At 61.7% G+C, this 20,136-nt stretch carries 18 protein-coding genes and 6 pseudogenes; 15 read left to right on the top strand and 9 right to left on the bottom strand.

The features are described 5' to 3' along the window. Positions 1 to 259 precede the first annotated feature (259 nt). From XH89_RS39850 to XH89_RS39825, 6 genes and pseudogenes are all read right to left on the bottom strand, one after another. Positions 260 to 1,485: pseudogene (locus tag XH89_RS39850) on the bottom strand (IS256 family transposase). A gap of 129 nt (positions 1,486 to 1,614) precedes the next feature. Beyond that, positions 1,615 to 2,514: an IS21 family transposase gene (gene istA / locus XH89_RS39845; protein WP_164934314.1), complete on the bottom strand. Its 900-nt coding sequence runs from the start codon at positions 2,512 to 2,514 to the stop codon at positions 1,615 to 1,617. Positions 2,515 to 2,805: 291 nt separating this feature from the next. Beyond that, complete coding sequence (locus XH89_RS39840) at positions 2,806 to 3,045, bottom strand: hypothetical protein (protein ID WP_128929832.1); 240 nt, start codon at positions 3,043 to 3,045, stop codon at positions 2,806 to 2,808. Continuing rightward, the gene (locus XH89_RS39835; RefSeq protein ID WP_128929833.1) at positions 3,042 to 4,235 is read right to left on the bottom strand and encodes an IS91 family transposase; all 1,194 of its coding nucleotides are present in this window, start codon (positions 4,233 to 4,235) and stop codon (positions 3,042 to 3,044) included. The genes XH89_RS39840 and XH89_RS39835 overlap by 4 nt, the downstream gene beginning before the upstream one ends. A gap of 9 nt (positions 4,236 to 4,244) precedes the next feature. Then, positions 4,245 to 5,105 (bottom strand): site-specific integrase, encoded by an 861-nt coding sequence (locus XH89_RS39830; protein WP_164935788.1) that lies wholly within the window; start codon positions 5,103 to 5,105, stop codon positions 4,245 to 4,247. A gap of 130 nt (positions 5,106 to 5,235) precedes the next feature. Then, positions 5,236 to 5,367 (bottom strand): transposase, encoded by a 132-nt coding sequence (locus XH89_RS39825; RefSeq protein ID WP_371746382.1) that lies wholly within the window; start codon positions 5,365 to 5,367, stop codon positions 5,236 to 5,238. 166 nt (positions 5,368 to 5,533) lie between these two features. On the opposite strand from XH89_RS39825, the gene XH89_RS39820 reads away from it, so the two are divergent. From XH89_RS39820 to XH89_RS39800, 5 genes and pseudogenes are all read left to right on the top strand, one after another. Beyond that, positions 5,534 to 5,845, top strand: a complete 312-nt coding sequence (locus XH89_RS39820) for a transposase (RefSeq protein WP_128929863.1) — start codon at positions 5,534 to 5,536, stop codon at positions 5,843 to 5,845. 280 nt (positions 5,846 to 6,125) lie between these two features. Next, on the top strand, positions 6,126 to 7,412 hold the full coding sequence (locus tag XH89_RS39815; protein ID WP_371746375.1) for an IS110 family transposase: 1,287 nt from the start codon (positions 6,126 to 6,128) through the stop codon (positions 7,410 to 7,412). 33 nt (positions 7,413 to 7,445) lie between these two features. Beyond that, the gene (locus tag XH89_RS39810; protein WP_128929865.1) at positions 7,446 to 8,102 is read left to right on the top strand and encodes an IS3 family transposase; all 657 of its coding nucleotides are present in this window, start codon (positions 7,446 to 7,448) and stop codon (positions 8,100 to 8,102) included. 82 nt (positions 8,103 to 8,184) lie between these two features. After that, complete coding sequence (locus XH89_RS39805) at positions 8,185 to 8,349, top strand: hypothetical protein (RefSeq protein ID WP_164934318.1); 165 nt, start codon at positions 8,185 to 8,187, stop codon at positions 8,347 to 8,349. Positions 8,350 to 8,428: 79 nt separating this feature from the next. Next, positions 8,429 to 9,286, top strand: a pseudogene (locus tag XH89_RS39800) (IS66 family transposase); the annotation flags it as partial. Positions 9,287 to 9,422: 136 nt separating this feature from the next. Here XH89_RS39800 and XH89_RS39795 read toward each other — a convergent pair. The 3 genes and pseudogenes from XH89_RS39795 to XH89_RS39785 form a co-directional block, all read right to left on the bottom strand. Continuing rightward, a pseudogene (locus XH89_RS39795) lies at positions 9,423 to 9,991 on the bottom strand (IS5 family transposase); the annotation flags it as partial. Positions 9,992 to 10,056: 65 nt separating this feature from the next. Next, positions 10,057 to 11,151 carry a C45 family peptidase gene (locus tag XH89_RS39790; RefSeq protein ID WP_164934298.1) on the bottom strand — a complete coding sequence of 365 codons (1,095 nt, stop codon included), beginning with the start codon at positions 11,149 to 11,151 and terminating at the stop codon, positions 10,057 to 10,059. 275 nt (positions 11,152 to 11,426) lie between these two features. Further along, positions 11,427 to 12,107: a hypothetical protein gene (locus XH89_RS39785; protein WP_128929867.1), complete on the bottom strand. Its 681-nt coding sequence runs from the start codon at positions 12,105 to 12,107 to the stop codon at positions 11,427 to 11,429. Between the two features lie 216 nt (positions 12,108 to 12,323). On the opposite strand from XH89_RS39785, the gene XH89_RS39780 reads away from it, so the two are divergent. The 10 genes and pseudogenes from XH89_RS39780 to XH89_RS39740 all read left to right on the top strand — a co-directional run bounded on the left by XH89_RS39780 (position 12,324) and on the right by XH89_RS39740 (position 20,125). After that, positions 12,324 to 12,998, top strand: a complete 675-nt coding sequence (locus XH89_RS39780; protein ID WP_164939080.1) for a transposase — start codon at positions 12,324 to 12,326, stop codon at positions 12,996 to 12,998. A 14-nt stretch (positions 12,999 to 13,012) separates the two neighbouring features. After that, complete coding sequence (gene istB, locus XH89_RS39775) at positions 13,013 to 13,774, top strand: IS21-like element helper ATPase IstB (protein ID WP_128929869.1); 762 nt, start codon at positions 13,013 to 13,015, stop codon at positions 13,772 to 13,774. 375 nt (positions 13,775 to 14,149) lie between these two features. Further along, a complete protein-coding gene (tnpB, locus tag XH89_RS39770; protein ID WP_128929870.1) occupies positions 14,150 to 14,503 on the top strand; it encodes an IS66 family insertion sequence element accessory protein TnpB in 354 nt (117 codons plus the stop codon). Between the two features lie 51 nt (positions 14,504 to 14,554). After that, positions 14,555 to 14,830, top strand: a complete 276-nt coding sequence (locus tag XH89_RS41630; RefSeq protein WP_232995629.1) for a transposase — start codon at positions 14,555 to 14,557, stop codon at positions 14,828 to 14,830. Positions 14,831 to 14,866: 36 nt separating this feature from the next. Beyond that, positions 14,867 to 16,061, top strand: a pseudogene (locus XH89_RS41620) (IS66 family transposase). Between the two features lie 41 nt (positions 16,062 to 16,102). Beyond that, entirely contained in the window at positions 16,103 to 17,341 is a 1,239-nt protein-coding gene (locus tag XH89_RS39760) for a tyrosine-type recombinase/integrase (RefSeq protein ID WP_128929871.1), read from the top strand. Further along, positions 17,338 to 18,263, top strand: a pseudogene (locus tag XH89_RS39755) (tyrosine-type recombinase/integrase). The gene XH89_RS39760 and the pseudogene XH89_RS39755 overlap by 4 nt, the downstream one beginning before the upstream one ends. Beyond that, positions 18,260 to 19,261, top strand: coding sequence for a tyrosine-type recombinase/integrase (locus tag XH89_RS39750; RefSeq protein ID WP_128929872.1), 1,002 nt, complete (start codon positions 18,260 to 18,262; stop codon positions 19,259 to 19,261). The pseudogene XH89_RS39755 and the gene XH89_RS39750 overlap by 4 nt, the downstream one beginning before the upstream one ends. 113 nt (positions 19,262 to 19,374) lie before the next feature. Then, positions 19,375 to 19,527, top strand: a pseudogene (locus tag XH89_RS42290) (transposase domain-containing protein); the annotation flags it as partial. A 58-nt stretch (positions 19,528 to 19,585) separates the two neighbouring features. Continuing rightward, on the top strand, positions 19,586 to 20,125 hold the full coding sequence (locus XH89_RS39740) for a plasmid pRiA4b ORF-3 family protein (RefSeq protein ID WP_246767934.1): 540 nt from the start codon (positions 19,586 to 19,588) through the stop codon (positions 20,123 to 20,125). The last annotated feature ends 11 nt before the right edge of the window (positions 20,126 to 20,136 follow it).

Raw genomic sequence — 20,136 nt, 5'->3', positions numbered from 1 at the left:
TCAGTGGCTAGTTTGATGATGTTGTCGCAGCCGCTACCGCCGGGAATGTCCGAAGTTTTGTGTAAGCGATTTCTGTGAAGGTGGGTTTTGCGTTTGAGACATTGAAAGCTGGCATCGACGGCATGGCCGATAATTCTGCTTGGCCGGACCGAGCGGTCAAGCCCCGAAGCCGCGCAGCGGCGCGCCGCAGGCGCGGGGCTTGACGGCGAAGGTTCGGTCCAAACGATCATGGTCGGCGCCGTGATGTCGGTTGTGATCATCAGCGCGCTGTTCCGGGAAACCGCGCGCCGAAGTGGATGGCGAACTGCCCCATCGCGGCAGTCCATTCAACCGGTCGCCGCCAATAAACGCCAGCGTTCCTGAGGGCGAGATACAACAGCTTGAGCGCCGCCTCGTCGGTCGGGAAGCTGCCGCGGGTCTTGATGATCTTGCGCAGCGAACGATGTAGCGCCTCGACCCCGTTTGTCGTGTAGATCATCTTTCGGATGCCAGGCGCGAAGGCGAAGAACGGCACTACGTGCTCCCACGCTTTGCGCCAGATCTGGCCAATGGCGGGATAGCGCTTGCCCCATTCGGCCTCGAACTCGGCAAGCCTCAGCGCCGCCGCGTCGGCACTCTCAGCCCGATAGATCGCCTTTCGAGGGCAGGATCGCCTTGCGGTCCTTCCAGGAGACGAAGGCAAGGCTGTTACGGATCAGGTGCACGATGCAGGTCTGCACCAGCGTCTGCGGGTAGACCGATGTGATCGCCTCGGGAAACCCCTTCAGCTCGTCGACGACGGCAATCAGGATATCGTTGACGCCGCGCGCCTTGAGTTCGTTGACGACCCGCAGCCAGAATTTGGCGCCCTCGGTCTGCTCGATCCAGAGCCCGAGCGTCCTTCTCGCCATCGGCATTGTAGGCGAGCGCAACGTAGACCGCCTTGTTCTTGACCAGCCCTTCGTCGCGTATCTTGACCCGCAGCGCGTCAAAAAAGACGATTGGGTACACGGCGTCGAGCGGCCGGCTCTGGCATTCCCGGACCTCATCGAGGACGGCGTCGGCCACCCGGCTAATGAGATCGGGCGAGACCTCGGCGCCTTAGAGCTCGGCCAGGTGGCCCTGGATCTCCCGCACCGTCATGCCGCGGGCATAGAGGCTCAGGATCTTGTCGTCGAAACCATCGAACCGGGTCTGCCCCTTGGCGGTCAACTGCGGCTCGAAGCTGCCGGCCCGATCGCGAGGCACGGTAATCTCGATCTCGCCATCCTCCGTCAGGATCGTCTTCGAGCTTGTCCCGTTGCGGCTGTTGCCTGAGCCCCGGCCGGCAGGATCACCCTTCTCGTAGCCCAAATGCTCGGTCAGCTCGGCTCCAAGTGCGCGCTCGATCAAGGCCTTCTTGAGCTGCTTGAACAGCCCATTCTCGCCGGTCAGGTTTTCGGGCTTGCTGTAGTTCGCAAGAAGCTGGTCCAGCAGTTCAGGGGTAATCGTCGTATCGGTGGTCATGTGAGTCTCCAATTAAGGTAAACTCACAGAAACCTCCTTACACATCGTTCCGGACACCCTCCTACCGCCCCGCTCGCAGAGGAGGTCCGTAACGCACAGAGCCGTGGCACGAGCCACTATCGGTCGCAGCTATTTTATCAGACAAGACTCTGCATAAGAGTCGTTGAGGTCCGCGATCGCCTTGCGGATGGCCCCGTTGAGTTCGTCAAGCGAGAAGAAGCGCCGGTTCCGCAGCCGCGCCAGCACAAACCGCTGGACGATCTGCACCGCCACTTCCACCTTCGCCTTGTCGCGTGGTTTGCGCGGACGCGTGGGCAGGATCGCGGTGCCGTAGTGCTCGGCCAGCTCCTGGTAGGTGCGGTTGATGCCCGGCTCATAGCGACAGGTGGCGGTGACGCCGGCCTTCAGATTGTCGCAGACGATCGCCTTCGGCACGCCGCCGATCGCGCGCAACGTATTGGCGTGCAGCCCGATCCAGTCGGCCAGCCCTTCCGACCAACGCGCCTCGGCAAAGGTGTAGTTGGATGCTCCTAGCACCGCGACGAAGACATGGGCCAGCCGCTGCGCGCCGGTCGCGGCGTCGAACACCGGCACCGTGTCGCCCGCGAAGTCGACGAACAGCTTCTCTCCAGGCCCATGCGTCTGCCGCATGGTCGGCGAGATCGCCTCGCTCCATTCCCGGTAGAGATCGCAAAACCGGCTGTAGCCATAGCCGTCGGCGTGCTCCGCGCGATATTCCTCCCACAACAGGAGCAACGTCACGCTGCGCCGCTTCAGCTCCCGGTGCACCGCCTTCCAGTCGGGCAACGGCCGCGCCGGCTTCTCCTCGAATGTCGGCGGCGTGAACAGCCGGCGCTCGAGTTCGCCGTCGTCCATCCCTTCCGGCACCGGCCAGGTGATGCCGATCACGGCAGCCCGCCGCAGATACTCGCCAACCGTCGATCGGCTGATGCCGACCGTGACGGCGATCTGCCGCTCGCTCACGCCAAGGGCGTGCCGCAGTCTCAAAACTTCTCGAACCTTCCGCATCGGCGCTCTCTCGGCGGGCATCAGACCTTCCCTTGCTTGGTCGCAAAGGTGGGCTGGTCCGCGATTCGATCGCCGTCTTCGAGAGCGTCAGGCGGTCTCAACAGGGTGGCCGGCTTCGATCGGAATGGGTGGCCGACTTCCGTCGGAATCGGTGGCCGGATTGCGTCGGAATACTGGAGGGTTCAAATAGGTCCCGCGTCGCAGATCTCGCCGCAAGTCCAGCGCGGGACCTATTTGAAGCTGGATTGAACGAAGCCGCGTCTTGTGAGCGAGGACCTATGGGGGCTCGATCTAGGCGCCGGTAGGCGCGATTGACCCGATGTCGGGCCCGCGAGCGAGTGTGGCCGCAGATTGCCGTTGATATTGGCAGCAGAGGATGCCGGCGTCGATAGCGTCGAACGGCGCGTCAAGCCCAAGCGGCTGACTATCGCCCGTTCGCCGCGCGTTGTGAGCGTGCTTGATCGTTCCGACGGAGAACGTCGGCATGGCGATGCCTGCAGTGGGAGCGAACAAGTCGAGGTAGTCGGTCATGATGTATCGCAGCGAGGTGCTGCGCGTCGCGGCGTTTGCGCACGCGGCACAGGCCCAATCTCGACCATGCGGCCTCCGCAGATGGGGCACAAGTCGAGGCGGTGACCAATGAGGATGGCGCAGCGCTCACGATAGTCGACAGCTTCGGCAGGCGGAGGCGGCTCTGGCGCCTTTAGCGCCGCTCGGATGCGCGCGAGTTTGGCGACGCGGCAGGCGTTCGCCAGGAAGCCAAAATGACGGATGCGGCGAAACCCCTTCGGCAATACGTGGAGCAGAAAGCGACGAAGGAACTCCTCAGTGTCGAGCGTCATCACTTTGGATCTGTTGCCAGCGCGATAATCCTTCCACCGGAAGCGGACGTGGCCCTGGTCACAGGTAAGGAGCCGGCCGTTGGCGATTGCAACGCGATGGGTGTAGCGCCCGAGATAGGCCAGAACCTGTTCTGGTCCGCCGAAGGGACGCTTGGCGTAGACGACCCACTCGACCTTGCGGAGGGCGGTTAGATGGCGGGCGAATGCCGCTGGCTCGACGAGGTGCGCGAGATGGCCGAAGAACTGGAGCTTGGTGCCATTGAACGCCGCCTGCAGGCGCTCCAGGAACAGCCGACGATACAATCGTGACAGGACGCGAACGGGAAGGAAGAAGCCGGGGCGACAATGAACCCAGCTTCCATCAGGGGCGATCCCGCCGCCTGGCACGAGGCAATGGGCATGCGGATGATGCGTCAGGGTCTGGCCCCAGGTATGGAGAATGGCGATCATCCCGGTCTCGGCACCGAGATGCTTCGGGTCGGCGCTGATGAGACGGATCGTCTCGGCTGCTGCCTTGAGCAGGATGTCGTAGACCGCCGTCTTGTTCTGCAGCGCGATGGCGGCCACCGGCGCCGGCACGGTGAAGACGACATGGAAATAGGGGACCGGCAGCAGGTCGGCCTGGCGCTCGGCGAGCCATTGGGCGCGCGCGAGCGCTTGGCACTTTGGACAGTGCCGATCGCGACAGCTGTTATAGGCGACGCGGACCAGGCCGCAGTCGTCGCACCGCTCGACGTGGCCGCCGAGCGTCGCTGTGCGACACGCCTCGATGGCCGCCATCACACGGCGCTGATCGGAGGACAGCCGAGGACCCTGCGCGGCACGGAAGGCGCCGCCGTGGCGGCGGAGGATGTCCGCCACCTCGAGCACGGGGCGCATATGCGCAGCTCAGTCGGGTGGGATCACCCTGACGGAGAGTCCATCGAATGGGCTGGTCGTGCGGGCGAGCAGGTTGGTCGCAACCTGAGCGTAGCGCGCGGTCGATCCCAGGTCGGCATGTCCGAGCAGAACTTGAATGATGCGAATGTCGATCCCGCTTTCCAGGAGATGGGTCGCAAACGAGTGCCGGAGCGTATGGACAGTAATCGGCTTGGCAAGCCGAGCGCGGCGGCGGGCGGCGCGGCAGGCCGCCTGGACGCAGCGGACGCTGACATGTTCACTTGGGTCTTGGCCTGGAAATAGCCACAGCCCCGGTCGGGCTCGCATCCAGTACGTACGCAGAATCTCCAGCAGTCGCGGAGAAAGCATCGCGTAACGATCCCTGCCGCCCTTACCGTTCTCGATGTGGATCAACATTCGCTTGCTGTCGATCGAGCTCACCTTCAGGCGGACGACTTCACTAACCCGTAAGCCAGCCGCATAAGCCGTCGCCAGCACGACGCGATTGCGCACCCCTGTAACCGCGTCCAGGAAGCGCTCGATCTCTTCGGCACTAAGCACGAGCGGGAGCTTGTCGGGCTTCTGGCCACCAATGATCCGCTCGAATGCCTCCGTCTGCCCGAGTGTGACGCCGTAGAAGAACCGCAGCGCGCAGGCCACCTGATTGATGTGGGACCACGAGCGCTTTTGGCCGATGAGATGTAGTTGGTAGGCGCGGACCTGCTCGAAACTCAACCGGTCCGGGGCATAGCCGAAATGGCGGCTAAACTTTGCGATCGCATAGATATAGGATTGTTGAGTCGACGGCGACAGATTGCGGACCGTCATGTCCTCGATCATGCGCTGCCGAAGAGGGCTCATCGTAGCCATCTGGGTCTCCTGTCTTGAGAGGGGTGGTGCGAAGACCAACATCCTCTCAGACAGGACACCTCAGTTCAGCAGGTTTGCCCCCTACTGCCGCGTAGCGGGTTCGTTCAATCAGTGGCCGGCTTGCATCGGATTACGCATGCTGGGGCCGGCAGCCATGGCGACGGGCGACGTCTGTGACAACCGCCCCCAGCTCGAGGCTTTCCGCGGCAATCTGTGCCTTCAATTCATCCGGCCACCGCTTGCGACCTGCGCCAGCGAACACTTCAATACGCGGTGACAACGGTCGTCTTATGGTAAGCGCGAATTTCTCCGCACCTTTTGCTTTTGAGTGCCGTGATGCATGAGGTGTCCACCAAAATAGGTGGACACTGAACCTCCTCCGAATGAGTGGACACCTGTAGTAGGCTCGTTGAGCCCGGAGGTGTCGAATGGAACGTCAACGTCGGTCGTTTACCGAGGATTACAAGCGTCGGGCCGCCGAACTGGTCGCGTCGAGCGGTCGCTCGATCGGGTCGGTTGCTAAGGAGCTCGGTCTGCGGGATTCGGTGCTGCGACGGTGGGTAGATAAGCTCCGGCAGGAGCCGGGATCGGCGGCGTGGCGACCCACCACGCAGGCGACGCCGATGCCGGCGGACCAGGCTTCGGAGATCGCCCGCCTACGTCAGGAGAACGAACGGCTGCGCATGGAGCGCGACATTTTAAAAAACTGTCCAGCGTCGTGGCGCGCCTGCGCGGAATAGAAACAGCCTTGTGCTATCCTTTAGCTCGGAGGGTAGCGGCCGTCAGCTTATTGGAGGCGCTGTCCCCGTTAAAAAACGTGGTCCATGGGCGCATGCGGACTTGAGAGTGGTGACGCCGTTTCGACGGCGATCCCGATTAGGAAGATGACAAATTGGCATAGCCCTGACCCTCCAGCCCATCATCGGACGGAGGAGTTGCGATGCCTAACAGGACAACCGACCGCGGCCCGGACCTAAAGCTGGTCAACCTCGGCGCGGCCCTATCGATATCGGATCAAAGATGCACATGGCCGCGGTAAACCCGGCCTGCACCGACAAGCCAGTGCGTGCATTCGGCACATTCACGCAAGACCTGCATGAACTGGCGGACTGGTTCAAGATGTGCGGCGTGACCAGTGTCGCGATGGAATCCACTGGGGTCTATTGGATCCCAGTCTACGAGATCTTAGAACAGCGCGGGTTTGAGGTCATTCTGGTCAACGCGCGGTACGCCAAGAATGTACCTGGCCGTAAAACCGATCTCAGCGATGCCGCTTGGTTACGCCAGCTCCACTCCTATGGCCTGTTACGGGGCAGCTTCCGACCCGATGCCGAGATCGCAACGTTGCGAGCCTATCTACGCCAGCGCGAGCGGCTCGTGGAATATGCTGCCGCCCATATCCAACATATGCAAAAGGCTCTGATGGAGATGAACCTGCAGCTCCATCATGTTGTGTCGGATATCACCGGCGCGACCGGCATGCGGATTATCCGAGCCATTGTTGCAGGCGAACGCAATCCCGACGTCCCGGCAACCTATCGGGACGTGCGCTGCCACTCATCGATCGAGACGATCCGCGCAGCGCTCGTAGGCAATGACCGCCACGAACATGTTTTCGCGTTAGCTCAATCACTGGAGCTCTACGACGTTTATCAGGCAAAGATGCTCGACTGTGATCGCAAGCTCGAAGTCCTGATCAGTGCATTGAACACCAAAGGAGCAAGACCGGTCGGAAACCTAGCCAAGCCGCGCGTAAAGACCAAGCAGGTCAACACCCCCACCTTCGATGTCAGGACCGCACTGTACAGAGTGCGGGGCGTCGATTTGACTGAGATCCACGGGTTGGGTCCGTCGCTCGCATTGAAGCTCATTGGCGAGTGCGGTATCGATCTAACGGCATGGCCGAGCGCCAAACACTTCACTTCCTGGCTCTGCCTCGCACCCGGCAACAAGATCTCCGGCGGCAAGGTGCTGTCTTCGCGCACACGGAGATCTTCAAGTCGCGCAGCTGCGTTGTTGCGTTTGGCAGCCACAACCGTGGGGCGGAGCGAGACAGCGCTGGGAGCATTCTATCGCCGGTTGTCAGCACGTGCGGGTAAATCGAAGGCGGTGACGGCGACGGCTCGCAAGATTGCGGTTTTATTCTACAACACACTCCGGCACGGCATGAGCTACAAGGATCCTGGCGCCGACCAATATGAGCAGCAATATCGTAGCCGCGTCCTCGCCAACCTACAGCGCCGGGCGAAATCGCTAGGCTTCGTGTTGCAGGCCATCCCGGGCGACGCCAATCCGGCTGTTTCTTAGGAAGTCGATCGCGATCTTCGTCGGAACCCGGACATGAGCTTCCGCTTCATCGAAGACCATCGCGAGACCTATCCGGTCCGCCTGATGTGCGCCGTGCTCGAGGTCTCGCCGGCCGGCTATTACGCCCGGCGCGAGCGCCCGGTGAGCGAGCGGGCAAAATCAAATGCCACGCTCCGGGCAGCGATCCGGCTGGTCCATCAAGACAGCAGCGGACGCTACGGCAGCCCCCGCGTCCATGCCGCCCTGCGGGCGCAGGGCCGTGGTCCCAGTCGCGGTCGAATTGAACGGATGATGCGTCGGTACGGTATTCGCGCCATCATGGCACCGCCGCGCCGTGTGCGCACCACCGACAGCCGCCACGGTCTGCCGATCGCACCGAACCTGATCGCGCGGGACTTCACCGCGGAAGACCCGAACCGGGTCTGGCTCGCCGATATCACCTATATTCCGACCGCTGAAGGTTGGCTGTATCTGGCGGCCGTCATGGACCTGTTCAGCCGAAAGATCGTCGGCTGGGCCATGCGGGATCATATGCAGGTCGAACTTGCATCTGCCGCCCTGACGATGGCGATCCAGCAGCAACTCGCGCTCAAGTCCAGAGCGATATCTTCGCCTTCATCGAGGGCTTCTACAACCGAACCAGGCTCCATTCCGCCATCGGATATATCCCCCCGATCGAAATGGAGCTAAAAGCCGCTTAACCCGTCCACTTTTTCGAGGGAAGATCAGGATCGCTTATTATGGGCAATACACCCGCTCAGCGCTTTATCCGTTGGCGCGCTACATCAACCAGACGTTAGGTATTTGGTTGAAGCGAAAGTACAAGCGCTTCCATCACCGTTTAGGACGCGCGCGTCTCTTCCTGGAGAAGATCGTGCGTGAGAACCGCAGGCTCTTTGTGCATTGGCAACTCGGCGGTGGCGGCAAGCTTGCCTGATGGGAGCCGGGTGAGGCGAGAGTCTCACGCCCGGTTCTGCGAGAGGCTGGAGGTGAAATCCCTCCGGCCTACTCACCCCACCATCCGGATCCTGGCGAAGGGCAAATGCACGACCGGCCGGATCTGGACGTATGTGCGGGATGACCGGCCGTTCGCCGGGCCTGCGCCGCCGGCGGCGGTCTATTATGCCTCGGGCAACCGACGGGGCGAACATCCTCAGAGGCATCTGGCCGCCTTCGCCGGCATTCTGCAGGCGGATTGCTATGGCGGCTTCGAGCCGTTGTTCGATCCAAAAAGGAAAGCAATGCCGATCACTCCGGCATTTTGCCTGGCCCATGCGCGGCGGGGATTCTTCGAGCTGGCTGACATCGAGAAAGCCGCCCGGGAAGGCAAGGGCAAACCGGTCTCCCCGATCGCGCTGGAGGCGGTCAGGCGTCTTGACGCCCTGTTCGAGATCGAGCGCGCCATCAACGGCCGTGGTGCCGACGAGCGGCGTGCTGTGCGCCAGGAGCGGAGCAAGCCGCTGCTCGACGACATGCACGCCTGGCTGCTCCGCGAGCGAGAAAGCCTCTCCCGCTCCGCCGAGGTCCTGAAGCCCATGAACTACATGCTCAAGCGCTGGGACGGCTTCGTCCGCTTCCTCGACGATGGCAGGATCTGCTTGATCAACAATTGCGCTGAGCGTGCATTGAGAGGCATTGCCTTGGGAAGGCGCAACTGGACCTTCGCTGGCAGCCAACGTGGCGCCGACCGTGCCGCTATCATGCTGACGATGATCACGACCTGTCGCCTCAACGACGTCGATCCCAAGGCTTGGCTCGCCGACGTCCTCGCCCGGATCGCCGATCTTCCCACCTCGCGTCTGCGCGAACTGCTGCCCTGGGAATGGAAGCTCCTTCACCAAGCCGGCAAGTCCGCCGATCAGCAAGCCGCCTGACCTTCACGCAACGCCATCGTAGAACTCGCCGTGCTCGCGCGCATGCGTCAATCAGGCGGCCTTCGTCGTATGCGTACGCTCCTCAAGCGGTGGAATTGGTGAAAGCTCCTGTCGCGGCTTAGCCCCGGCGGATACCGACAGGCTTGGCACCACGATCGATGATTTCGGCGCGAAAGCCGTCGCCGTCGTACCCTTTGTCACCAATGAGGGCAGACATCGGTGGCGCGAGTTCCAAAAGGGCCGGCGCTGCGGCTATATCTGCATCCTGGCCTGGAGTGAGATGAAATGCGCAAGGTCTGCAGTCAGGGTCGCTCAGCGCATGGATTTTCGTGGTCCGCCCACCGCGCGAGTGGCCGATCGCTTGTTCATGCTCCCCCCCTTTTCCGCCGCTCGCCGAGCGATGCGCTTGATCGAGGTGGAGTCGATGGATAAAGTCACGCCGTCCTTGCCACAGCGGGCGAGCGCTTCAAAGATCGCCTGCCAATGTCCACGCTTGGCCGAGCGATTGAACCGATTGTAGATCGTTGTGTAAGGACCGTAGTCGGGCGGACAATCGCGCCAGCGTGCGCCGCACTGAAGCATGTGAATGATACCGCTGATGATGCGCCGATCGTCATCGCGCGCCGGGCCGGTCTGGTTCATCGGCAGATGCGGCTCTATCTGAGCCCACTGCTTGTCGTTAAGCCAAAACAGCCCTTTGCGCATCGAAGTCCCCCGTGCCGAATCAACTCGGTGCGAGGGAATCAGAACCGGCTAATTAGGTACAGACCCTAAATCCAAAGATCAAATCGCTCAAGCGGCGCGCTGCACGGGGGTCCGTCAGTGGCGAACAAAACACGCTTGCTTAGATCCATAATGATGGCGGAAAGGGTACTATTCGGATACTGCGTATCCTGGTTCGGGTGACAGCAAATGGATGCCGGGTAAGAGAAATGGTCTTTGAGGCCCAACAAAATATGATCCACATCCACCTGCCCGAGCCTTGAGCGCAGATGTCGACCAAAGCGACGGGACCGAAACGGACTGTCGGGCACAAAGCGCTCCCATTCTGAAGGTATTCGTGTTCCCGGCTCAAAATGATTTGCGTGTGAAATTACCCCATCCTCAGGATAAATGTACCGTTTGTCATTGGGGGAGCTCTCAATGTTGATAATCTCGCCATCAGCATGGCCAATCAGGTAGTTCATAGAGATGTTTCGATCAGCGCGGATAATCGCGCTTATCGCGCGGTCGAATGTCGGCGCCTGAAGGATGGACCGGCACCTCAGCTTAAACGGGGCGGTCATGAGTGCCGAGCCATCAATAGGCGAAACCAAGCTGTTGCAGACTAGCCCGATCCCAGCTTCATTCAGTCCCGCTATGGGGCCGGCGCAGCCTGCTTCGAAGATGCCCAGCCATTGCGGGTTAGCGGGCGTCACTACTTTGCCTACAAAAAGGGTGCCCCGAACTGCCGCTTGCCCATCGATCGTTTGCGCCAGCATTGTTGTATTTTGCGCGGTTACCTCGGGCATTAATCCGGCAGACGTGCAGCCATCCAAAATCCCATACGATAGATCGGCGGCTCGACGTGCCATCAGGCGTAGCCAAATCTCATGCCGGACGTTAAGCATCACAACCGTATAGAGGGGCATAAAGGCAGCGTCGGCAATTCCCCTCAGCTCTTCAACGTAGTCGGGTCGTAGATCTTCAAGGAAGCGCAACCAACCAGTTGCTTCAGCTTGAATTTGCGCAAGATTAGTTCCGTTAGCGCAAAAGCGTTTTAAATAAAAGTCAGCATTGGCCGCGATTTCCGATCGCATCAGCTCTCCTTGCTGCTGTCCCCTTTCGCGGGGTATCGCAGTAAAGACGGTAAGCTTAAGACTCATTGAAAGATCTCCTTGCATTGGTATGTCCGCTTCTACGCGGTGGGCGGAGCGACGCGATAACTCGGATCGAAGTCGTGAGCCTTGTACGGTGACCCGGATGGTGTATAGAGATCCGATGGAGAGGCTGCTGGTAGCTGAAGTGCTTGGCACGCTCATTAACTCACAAGCGTATGGCATCTAGTCTAGAGAGCGGCAATCGGTGGGGCGTTAGCTCAAGACCTTCGTCGCCGGTATTGTTCCGGCCCGCAGCCCGCAAATGCAACGACGTTAGACGATCAGTTCAGGTCCGGCGTTACGTCTAACAATTGCTTAAGTTCATAGCCTGTCATCCAGAACAGCCAATCGTTAGCGACGATATTCTCTTGCACCAGGTGAATGTCTGCTCCGCCTGGTTCATTGTGAACCGGATCATAGACGTTCTTATCCAACGACCACCGCCCAGCTAGGCCACAGAGAAAGTCGGGAGCCCACATCGCAAGACTGACGCCACGCATAGTCCCCGTCATGATCTTGAGCAGGCCCGAGCCCCTGAAGTCGGGGCGGATCCAGATATCCCCGTGGTACACCACTTTACCTGTAATGCTGCGCGCCATCTGAGCAGTACAAACGCAGCGATCTTCAGGATGTGCATCTATCGTCGGATTCGCATAGAAGAACTTCAGCGTTTCGAGGTGTGCTGCAAGGGTGGTTTGCGACAGGTCATAGAAGCGCGCGGCCTCGACGAGCGCCACTTTGTTTTCCTTATCAAAACCCACAAGCCAATACCCTTCGCCCGTTCGAATCGGTGAGCGGTCTGGCCGAAAGATGGGATAAGTATTGGGTTTGTCTGCTAGCGAGGCTGTGATCGCGATGTACTCGTTGAAATCACACCCAATGGAAAGCCTGATGCCCATTTTCGCGGCCGCGTCATCGTAAACCTGGAGAAAGCGCAGCAAGGGATTCAAGGTGTATGTCATATTTGTTAGTCCTCTGTGTGAGGCTGGTTGTATCCTTTTATCGATCCTCACTGCTCGGCCGCAAGAGATTCCTGCCTATCTACTCTTGTAGGGTGAGTGATCTAGGCCGACCGCTCGTAGCTAGGAAACGTTCTCTTCCTGGATTGCCTAAGGAAAACCATGCTGTGAAAGCGACGGCCGTGCGGACGGCATGTCCTATCGTTAGGAGCAATAGGATTGAGGCGACGCCGATCCTATGCCAGGATCATGCGTAAACTCGGCGTGAGCCGCAACGAGCTGTTCGCACAGATCGACAAGCCGGCGCTCAACGCCCTGCCGCCGATGCCATATCAGTATGCCGAGTGGAAGAAGTGCCGAGTCGCGCCCGACTATCACGTCGAGATCGCCGGTCACTACTACTCGGTGCCCTCGCGTCTGATCCGCGAAGAGCTCGAGGCGCGCGTCACCGACAGGACGGTCGAGATCCTGCACAAGGGCAGCCGGGTTGCCAGCCACGCCCGCTCTGACGTACCCCAATGCCACACCACGATCCCGGAGCACATGCCGAGCGCGCACCGGCGTTATGCCGAATGGACCCCGGCGCGGATCAAGCGAGAAGCCGCCAAGATCGGCCCTGCCACGATCGCTCTCGTCGAAGCAATCATGAAAGCCAAACCACACCCCGAGCAGGGCTTCCGGGCTTGTCTCGGCATTTTGCGGCTCGCGCGCAGCTACGGCTCGGCCCGCATCGAGGCCGCCTGCCAGCGTGGCAACGACATCGGCGCGACCACCTACGGCTCGATCAAGTCGATCCTGCAGCACGGGCTCGATCGCGCCTACGCCAACGAGAGACCGCCAGACGGCCCACCGATCCGACACGGCAATATCCGCGGCACCGATTACTACCAGTGAAGAAAGGAGAGACGATGTTGACACATCCCACCCACGACCGCCTCGTCGCGCTCGGGCTTACCGGCATGGCGAAGGCCCTCGACGAACAGCAGCGACAACCCGACATTGCCGCGCTGGCCTTCGAGGAGCGCCTCGCACTGCTCGTCGACCGTGAAGCGACCGAGCGCGAGAACAAGCGGCTGGTTGCTCGGTTGCGGTTCGCAAGTCTCCGGCAGAACGCCGTCGTCGAGGATATCGACATGAAGGCGCCGCGCGGGCTCGACAAGCCGCTGTTCCAAAAGCTCGTCGCTGGCGAGTGGATCGACCGGCATCAGAACCTGCTCATCATCGACCCGACCGGCGTCGGCAAGAGCTGGATTGCTTGCGCCTTGGGCCACAAGGCCTGCCGGGACAACCGCTCCGTGCTTTATCAACGGCTGCCGCGGCTGTTCGAGGCGCTCACTCTCGCGCGGGGCGACGGCCGCCACGCTCGCCTGCTCAGGACCCTGGCGCGCGTCGAGCTTCTGGTCCTCGACGACTGGGGACTTGCCCCGATGACTGCCGAGCAGCAACGCGACCTGTTGGAGATGATGGAGGATCGCCATGGCCGCGGCTCGACCTTGGTGACAAGCCAGCTCCCGGTCGAGCATTGGCACGAGCTCATCGGCAACCCAACCATTGCCGACGCTATCCTCGATCGCCTCGTACACAACGCCCACAGGCTCAATCTCAAGGGCGAGAGCCTGCGCAAAGCCGCCGCCAAGCGTCAGACGCTTGACGACGAGCCCGCCAACTGACCTGATGACGACGTCGTCGCGAGACCCCGCCTCGGCAGGCGGCCGGGATCATCGGAATCCACGGCCGGCTTCAATCGGTACAGGCGGCCGGCTTCGCCCGGAATCCGCGGCCGACTTCGTCGGAATACGCACCCAGCAGGTGCACGACTGGCGACGCCGGGCACGTTTGGGCCAGTTGGTGCTGCCGACTTCGGAGACGCTGTCGTTCGTGCCGGTGGTATCGGAATCGGCGCTACCGGCGGCCGCAGAGCCGACCAGGTCGCCGGAAGCAGCCATTGTGACGGTTGAGCTCCAGGGAGCACGCGTGGAGGTGCGGGGGGCGCCTGGCCTTGCTGTGTTGAGCGACGTGTTCTTAGCGCTTCGACGGACACGTTCATGCTGACGCCGCCCGCGAGCCTCATGCTTTACGTGGCGACGCAACCTGTAGACTTCAGAAAAGGTGCGGAGGGCTTGGCGCTGTTGGCGAAGGAGACGCTGGGCCATGACCCGATGAAGGGTGTGCCGGTGGTGTTCCGTGCGATGCGCTCTAACCGGGTGAAGATCGTCGTCTGGGATGGCAGCGGCCTTGTGATGTACTGGAAGCGGCTCGATGGCAGCGGCTTCAAATGGCCTCACATTGTGGCCGGCGTGATGCGGATGAATGCCGCCCAGCTGTCGGTGCTTCTGGCTGGCATGGATTGGACGCGCATGCATGCGCCTCGCGACGCACCGCCGAAAGCACTTGCGTAAAGATACAAATCTTCGCTGCATCGGGGCGCGAAGCATGGCAGACTCGGGGCAATGAGTGATTTGCCTGATGAACTGCCGAGCGATCCGGCCGAGTTGCGGGTCTTTGCCGCGGCTCTGCTGGATCGCTGCGCCAGGCTCGAGCGGTTGCTCAAGCTTGCAAAAGATGCGCAGTTCGGTCGGTCCTCGGAAAAGCTGGACGCTGATCAGCTGCAGTTTGTTCTGGAGGATATCGATCAGGCCGTCGCCGCCCTCGAAGCAGCCGAAGATCGCCCCAATCCCAGAGTTTGCGAGAAGAGAGCTGCCGCGCGCAGAGCCAACAGGGTTTAACTTCCGTGGCATTTGCCGCGCATCGTCGAAATCCTGATGCCAGCGGAGACCAGTTGCCCGTGTTGTAACGGCGACCTCTTCGAGATCAGTCACGATGAGAGTCAGAGGCTCGATGTCGTTCCGGCGCAGTATCGCGTCATCGTAACCCGCCGGCCCAAGCTGGCCTGCCGCGCCTGTCACGGCGTCGTCCTCCAGCAGGCTGCGCCCGAGCGACTGATCAGGGGAGGATTGCCCACCGAGCGGCTGGTCGCGCATGTGATCGACGCCAAGTATCATTGGCATTTGCCGCTTTACCGCCAGGCGCAGATGTTGGCGACCCACGGAATAGCGCTGGATCGTTCCACGCTCGCCTTCTGGGTCGGCTATGCGGCCCAGGAATTGAAGGCATCGTCTGCGCCAGCTTCTGCTCGCCTCCTCGAAGCTCTGTGTCGATGAGACTCCCGCACCGGTGTTAGATCCGGGGCGCGGCAGGACGAAAACTGGCTACTTCTGGGCGCTGTCACGCGATGACAGGCCCTGGGCCGGACCTGACCCACCTGGGTGGTTTACGCTTATGCACCGGGCCGTGGAGCCGTCCGGCTTGAGGCTGCTCGAAGGCTATCGCGGCATCATCCACTGCGACGGAGCTTACAAGACGATGATCCGAGAGAGGCGTGCGGACGCCCTGTCCGGGACGCTCGCCTTCTGGTCGCATCTGCGGCGCCAGTTTGTGAAGATCGAGCGCGAGGCTTCGCCGGCGCCAGCTCCGGTTGCCCGCCAGGCTCTTGAACGCATCGCCCAGCTTTACGCAGTCGAGAAGGCCCTCCGCGGCCGATCGGATGCGGAGGGCTGTGCCGGCAGGCAGGCGCATGCTCGGCCTCTCGCTACAGCCTTGAAGCAGTGGGTTGAGGCCAAGCTTGATCACCTTGCACCGAAGAGCGACACGGCGAAGGCCTTGCGTTACGCGCTCCGTCATTGGAGCGGCCTGACACTCTACCTTGATGACGGGCGCATCGAGATGGACACGAATGCTGTCGAGCGTGCGATGCGGCCGATCAAGCTCAACGCCAAGAACTCTCTTTTTGCCGGGTGCGACGAGGGCGCCGAGGATTGGGCAGTCCTGGCTTCGTTCATTGAGACAGCCCTATGCCGCGCGCGGCATAGGGCTGTTTATGCCGCCCGCCGAACTATGCCGAGTCGGGTCGTTTTCCCCAGATTTCTGGCTGACCGGCGTTTGGTCGGTTCGGCATAGTTCGTTCTGTGCCTCCGCTTTCAACAGCGGAGAACAGGAAGATGGAAGTTGAAAAGTACTTGGGCAGAAGCCGGCTGTACCGGCGTCTCAGAAGCGGGCCGCACGGACAACTCGTCGAGCGCTACGCCGCTCGTCTCATCGAAGAGAGGCTCGTTCGGCACGGCACGTGGCGTTGCCTCAACGTGGTTGGCGGGCTCCTGAGTTGGATGGCGGGCCGTCGCTACAAGCTGGTCGATCTCGATGAGCAGGTCGTTGAGCGGTACCTCCGGCATCGAGGCGGAAGGCAGTCTATCCAACCCGGTGACCGGGCCGCGCTCAAGCGATGGCTGTCGGTGCTGCGCGAGGAAGGCGTGATCGCGCCGTCGGTGCTGCCGCCTCTCACCCCGCACGAACGGATCTTCAAGGAGTTCGATGCCTACCTGCGATCAGAGCGCGGCTTGGCCCCGAGGTCCATCGTCCGCCATCTCCCGGTCATCCGCAGGTTCCTGCACGAGGTGTGCTCCGGCGGCGCCGCCCTGGGCAAGATCAGCCAAGAGGACGTGATCCGCTACATTGAGCGCCACGCCCAGGATTGGAGCCCGGGAACAGGCAAGGCGATGTGCTGGTCGTTGCGCGCCTTTCTCCGTTACCTCCACCATCGGGGGCTGAACGCGCGCCCGTTGGCGGATTGCGTTCCATCGATGCGGCGATGGAAGCTCGCAACTCTGCCGACCTATCTGCCTGCGGCACAGGTGCGGAAGGCTCTCGACGGTTGCGACCGAGAGACAGTGATGGGACGGCGGGACTACGCCATTCTGTTGTTGCTAGCCAAGCTCGGCCTGCGGGCCGACGAGGTCGCGACGCTCACCCTTGATGATATCGACTGGCGCGCCAGCGAGATACTCGTTCGCGCCAAGGGCCGACAGCGTGCACGGATGCCGATACCGCCAGACGTTGGCGCGGCCATCGTTGCATATCTCCGCAATGGCCGCCCAAAGTCGTCGTGCCGACGATTGTTCGTCCGTACGCTCGCGCCACACGTCGGCTTTGCTTCCGGATGTGCGATCACCATGATCGCCAAGGCCGCTCTCGATCGCGTTGGAATCGAAGGTTGCGCACATCGCGGCGCCCATATCTTCCGACACAGTCTCGCTACCGAGCTTCTCCGATCTGGCGCCACCTTGTCGGAGATCGGACAGTTGCTGCGGCACGAGAACCACGACACTACCCGGATTTACTCGAAGGTCGACATCGATGCGCTGAGAACATTGAGCCTGCCCTGGCCGGGAGGCGTGCAATGACCAATCTGCGCGCCGCACTCGATAAGTACCTGAGCATGCGCAAGGGTTTGGATACAAGTACGAGCACCAGACCCGTCGGCTCGCCGACTTCGTCGCCTTCATGGAGAAGCGCAAGGCGAGGATCATCACGACGAAGCTGGCCATGGAATGGGCAACGCTGCCGCCCGATCGTCATGCATCCTGGGCGCTGCGATTGAGCGACGTGCGCGGGTTCGCGCGCCATGTCGCCAACTTCGACCCGAGAACGGAGGTGCCGCCCGTCGGCATGCTGCCCGGATGGAAGCGCGCCAAGCCCTATGTTTACAGCGACGCGGAGATCGATGCGTTGCTGACGGCAGCGCTGGCTCTGCCACCAGCGGACGGGCTGCGCCGATGGACCTACCATGCCTTGTTCGGGCTGATCGCGGTGACGGGCATGCGTATATCCGAGGCGATGGGCCTGGAGCGTGATGACGTCGACCTCGACGCCGGCGTGCTGACGGTCCGGCTGACCAAGTTCGGCAAGTCGCGGCTCGTGCCATTGCATCCGACGACGAGAACCGCGCTGCGCGACTACGCCCACCGGCGCGATGCGCTGCTCGGGTCACGCTGCGGCTCGACCTTCTTCGTTGCCGAACAGGGAGGCCGCTTGCTGCACCAGTACGTTCATCGCGTCTTCTGGCGATTGTCCAGAGAGATCGGGCTGCGGCGCCCAGGTGATCGTACCGGGCCACGCGTGCATGACTTCCGTCATCGCTTCGCCATCCGGACGCTGCTCAACTGGTATCGCGAAGGCAAGAACGTCGAGCAACAACTCCCAGTGCTCTCCACTTACCTCGGCCACGTCTGCGTGCGCGACACTTACTGGTATCTCTCGGCCTGCCCCGAGTTGATGGAGGAAGCCGCGCGGCGTCTCGATCGGCGATGGGAGGTGACGCCATGAAGCCCGCTTGCAATGTCGCCACGTTGATCGAGCGCTTCTTCACCGAGCGCCTCATGCGCCAGCGCAATGTTAGCGGCAACACGATCGCCTCCTACAGAGACACGTTCCGGCTGCTGTTCATGTTCGCTCGGGTGCAGCTGCGCAAGTCCCCATCGGCCCTGACGCTCGCCGATCTGGATGCAACGTTCATCGGCGCGTTCCTCACCGATCTCGAGGTAACGCGCGGCGCCAGTGCGAAGACGCGTAACCTGCGTCTGACGGCCATCCGATCCTTCTTCAGGTTCGTGTCCTTCGAGGAACCGGCACACAGTGCGCTGATCCAGCGCGTGCTCGCCATACCGAGCAAGCGTCACGACAAGCGAAAGGTGCACTTCCTGACGCGCCCCGAGATCGAGGCGGTTCTCGCAGCGCCCGATCGAACGACGTGGCTTGGCCGCCGCGATCACACCTTGCTGTTAGTCGCGGCCCAGACAGGCTTACGCCTCTCAGAGCTGACTGGCCTTGACCGGGATGCCGTCCACCTCGGGTCTGGCGCACACGTGCGATGCGTCGGTAAAGGGCGGAAGGAGCGGACCACTCCGCTGACCACACTCGCTCGGTGTGCGCTCCAGGCATGGCTCAAGGAACCGTTGCGGAAAGGAGCAACAGCGTTGTTCCCGAACGTGCACGGGGGCCGGCTCAGTGCCGACAGCGTCCAGTCCCTGCTGGGAAAGCATGTTCGTGTCGCTCACAAGAGTTGCCCGTCTTTGAAGGCCAAGAGCGTGTCGCCGCACGTGCTGAGGCACAGCGCTGCGATGGAACTGCTGCAAGCCGGCGTCGACTGTTCTGTGATCGCGCTGTGGCTCGGTCATGAATCGGTCGAGACGACGCAGACGTACCTGCACGCCCACCTCGCCCTCAAGGAAGCTGCCCTGGCGAAGCTCAAGCCGTACGAGCGCGGCAAGCTAACCCGCTTCCAGCCGAACGACCGCCTGCTCGCCTTTCTGGAGGCGCTCTGAACGACCAGACTATGCCGAATGGAATGGGGCTGCCCTGCACGCGATCGGCGGTGCCAGCGTGACAACGGCGTGCCATACCAACTCCGTTCGGCATAGTTCGGCGGGCGGCATAAACCTGTAAGCTCAATGGCGTCAGTGCCGAGCACTGGCTCGCTGATGTTCTCGCCAATCTCGTCAATGGTTGGCCTGCGGCGCGACTGGACGAACTGCTCCCTTGGGCATCGATCTACACGATGCTTCCATACGATCCGAGGCTGGCGGCATGAGCCTGAACACGACCGCGGTCCGGATCAAGGTGACCTCAAGGACGTGAAACCGGAGGTGATGCGTCGCCTCGTCGTACCCGTCACCCTGCGCTTGGATCGGCTGCATCTGTCGCTTCAGGCGGCATTTGGCTGGACGAACAGCCACCTCTTCGAGTTCTTCGCTGGTGAGGTCCGTTGGGGGATTCCAGATCCTCACAACGATTACGCCCACCAGCCCATGGATGCCAGCAAAGCGCGGCCTTGCGATGTCGTTCGCGAGACTGGCGCCAAGACGATCCATTATCTCTATGACTTCGGCGACAGCTGGGACCATGTGATCAAGCTCGAAAAATGGTTCGAGAACACCACGACGGAGGGACTTCCCTTCTTGCTCGAAGCCGCCGGTCGTTGTCCTCCGGAAGACGTCGGCGGTGCGCCGGGTTATGCCGAATACCTTGAAGCCATCAGAGACCCTGCCCATCCGGACCACGAACATATGCGCCTCTGGGGTCCGGCGCGGTTCGATCCCAACATCGTCGACCGGAAGGCGCTCGAAGCCGCCGTCAACGCGCTGTCCGACACATGGAAACCGCGGCGACGCGCGACGCGAACAAAATAGGCGTCAAGGGC

The sequence above is a fragment of the Bradyrhizobium sp. CCBAU 53340 genome (assembly GCF_015291645.1).
Lineage (GTDB): Bacteria > Pseudomonadota > Alphaproteobacteria > Rhizobiales > Xanthobacteraceae > Bradyrhizobium.
The sequence above is the reverse complement of the archived record's forward strand: the minus strand, read 5'-3'. Positions and strand labels throughout refer to the sequence as shown.

Coding starts and splice junctions, on each gene's coding strand:
- XH89_RS39740 (WP_246767934.1), top strand. CDS start 19,586: ATGCGTCGCCTCGTCGTACCCGTCACCCTGCGCTTGGATCGGCTGCAT.
- XH89_RS39750 (WP_128929872.1), top strand. CDS start 18,260: ATGAAGCCCGCTTGCAATGTCGCCACGTTGATCGAGCGCTTCTTCACC.
- XH89_RS39790 (WP_164934298.1), bottom strand. CDS start 11,151: ATGAGTCTTAAGCTTACCGTCTTTACTGCGATACCCCGCGAAAGGGGA.
- XH89_RS39815 (WP_371746375.1), top strand. CDS start 6,126: ATGCACATGGCCGCGGTAAACCCGGCCTGCACCGACAAGCCAGTGCGT.
- XH89_RS39760 (WP_128929871.1), top strand. CDS start 16,103: ATGGAAGTTGAAAAGTACTTGGGCAGAAGCCGGCTGTACCGGCGTCTC.
- XH89_RS41630 (WP_232995629.1), top strand. CDS start 14,555: ATGAGTGATTTGCCTGATGAACTGCCGAGCGATCCGGCCGAGTTGCGG.
- XH89_RS39785 (WP_128929867.1), bottom strand. CDS start 12,107: ATGACATACACCTTGAATCCCTTGCTGCGCTTTCTCCAGGTTTACGAT.
- tnpB (WP_128929870.1), top strand. CDS start 14,150: ATGCTGACGCCGCCCGCGAGCCTCATGCTTTACGTGGCGACGCAACCT.
- XH89_RS39830 (WP_164935788.1), bottom strand. CDS start 5,105: ATGGCTACGATGAGCCCTCTTCGGCAGCGCATGATCGAGGACATGACG.
- XH89_RS39835 (WP_128929833.1), bottom strand. CDS start 4,235: ATGCGCCCCGTGCTCGAGGTGGCGGACATCCTCCGCCGCCACGGCGGC.
- XH89_RS39840 (WP_128929832.1), bottom strand. CDS start 3,045: ATGACCGACTACCTCGACTTGTTCGCTCCCACTGCAGGCATCGCCATG.
- istA (WP_164934314.1), bottom strand. CDS start 2,514: ATGCGGAAGGTTCGAGAAGTTTTGAGACTGCGGCACGCCCTTGGCGTG.
- XH89_RS39820 (WP_128929863.1), top strand. CDS start 5,534: ATGGAACGTCAACGTCGGTCGTTTACCGAGGATTACAAGCGTCGGGCC.
- XH89_RS39810 (WP_128929865.1), top strand. CDS start 7,446: ATGAGCTTCCGCTTCATCGAAGACCATCGCGAGACCTATCCGGTCCGC.
- istB (WP_128929869.1), top strand. CDS start 13,013: ATGTTGACACATCCCACCCACGACCGCCTCGTCGCGCTCGGGCTTACC.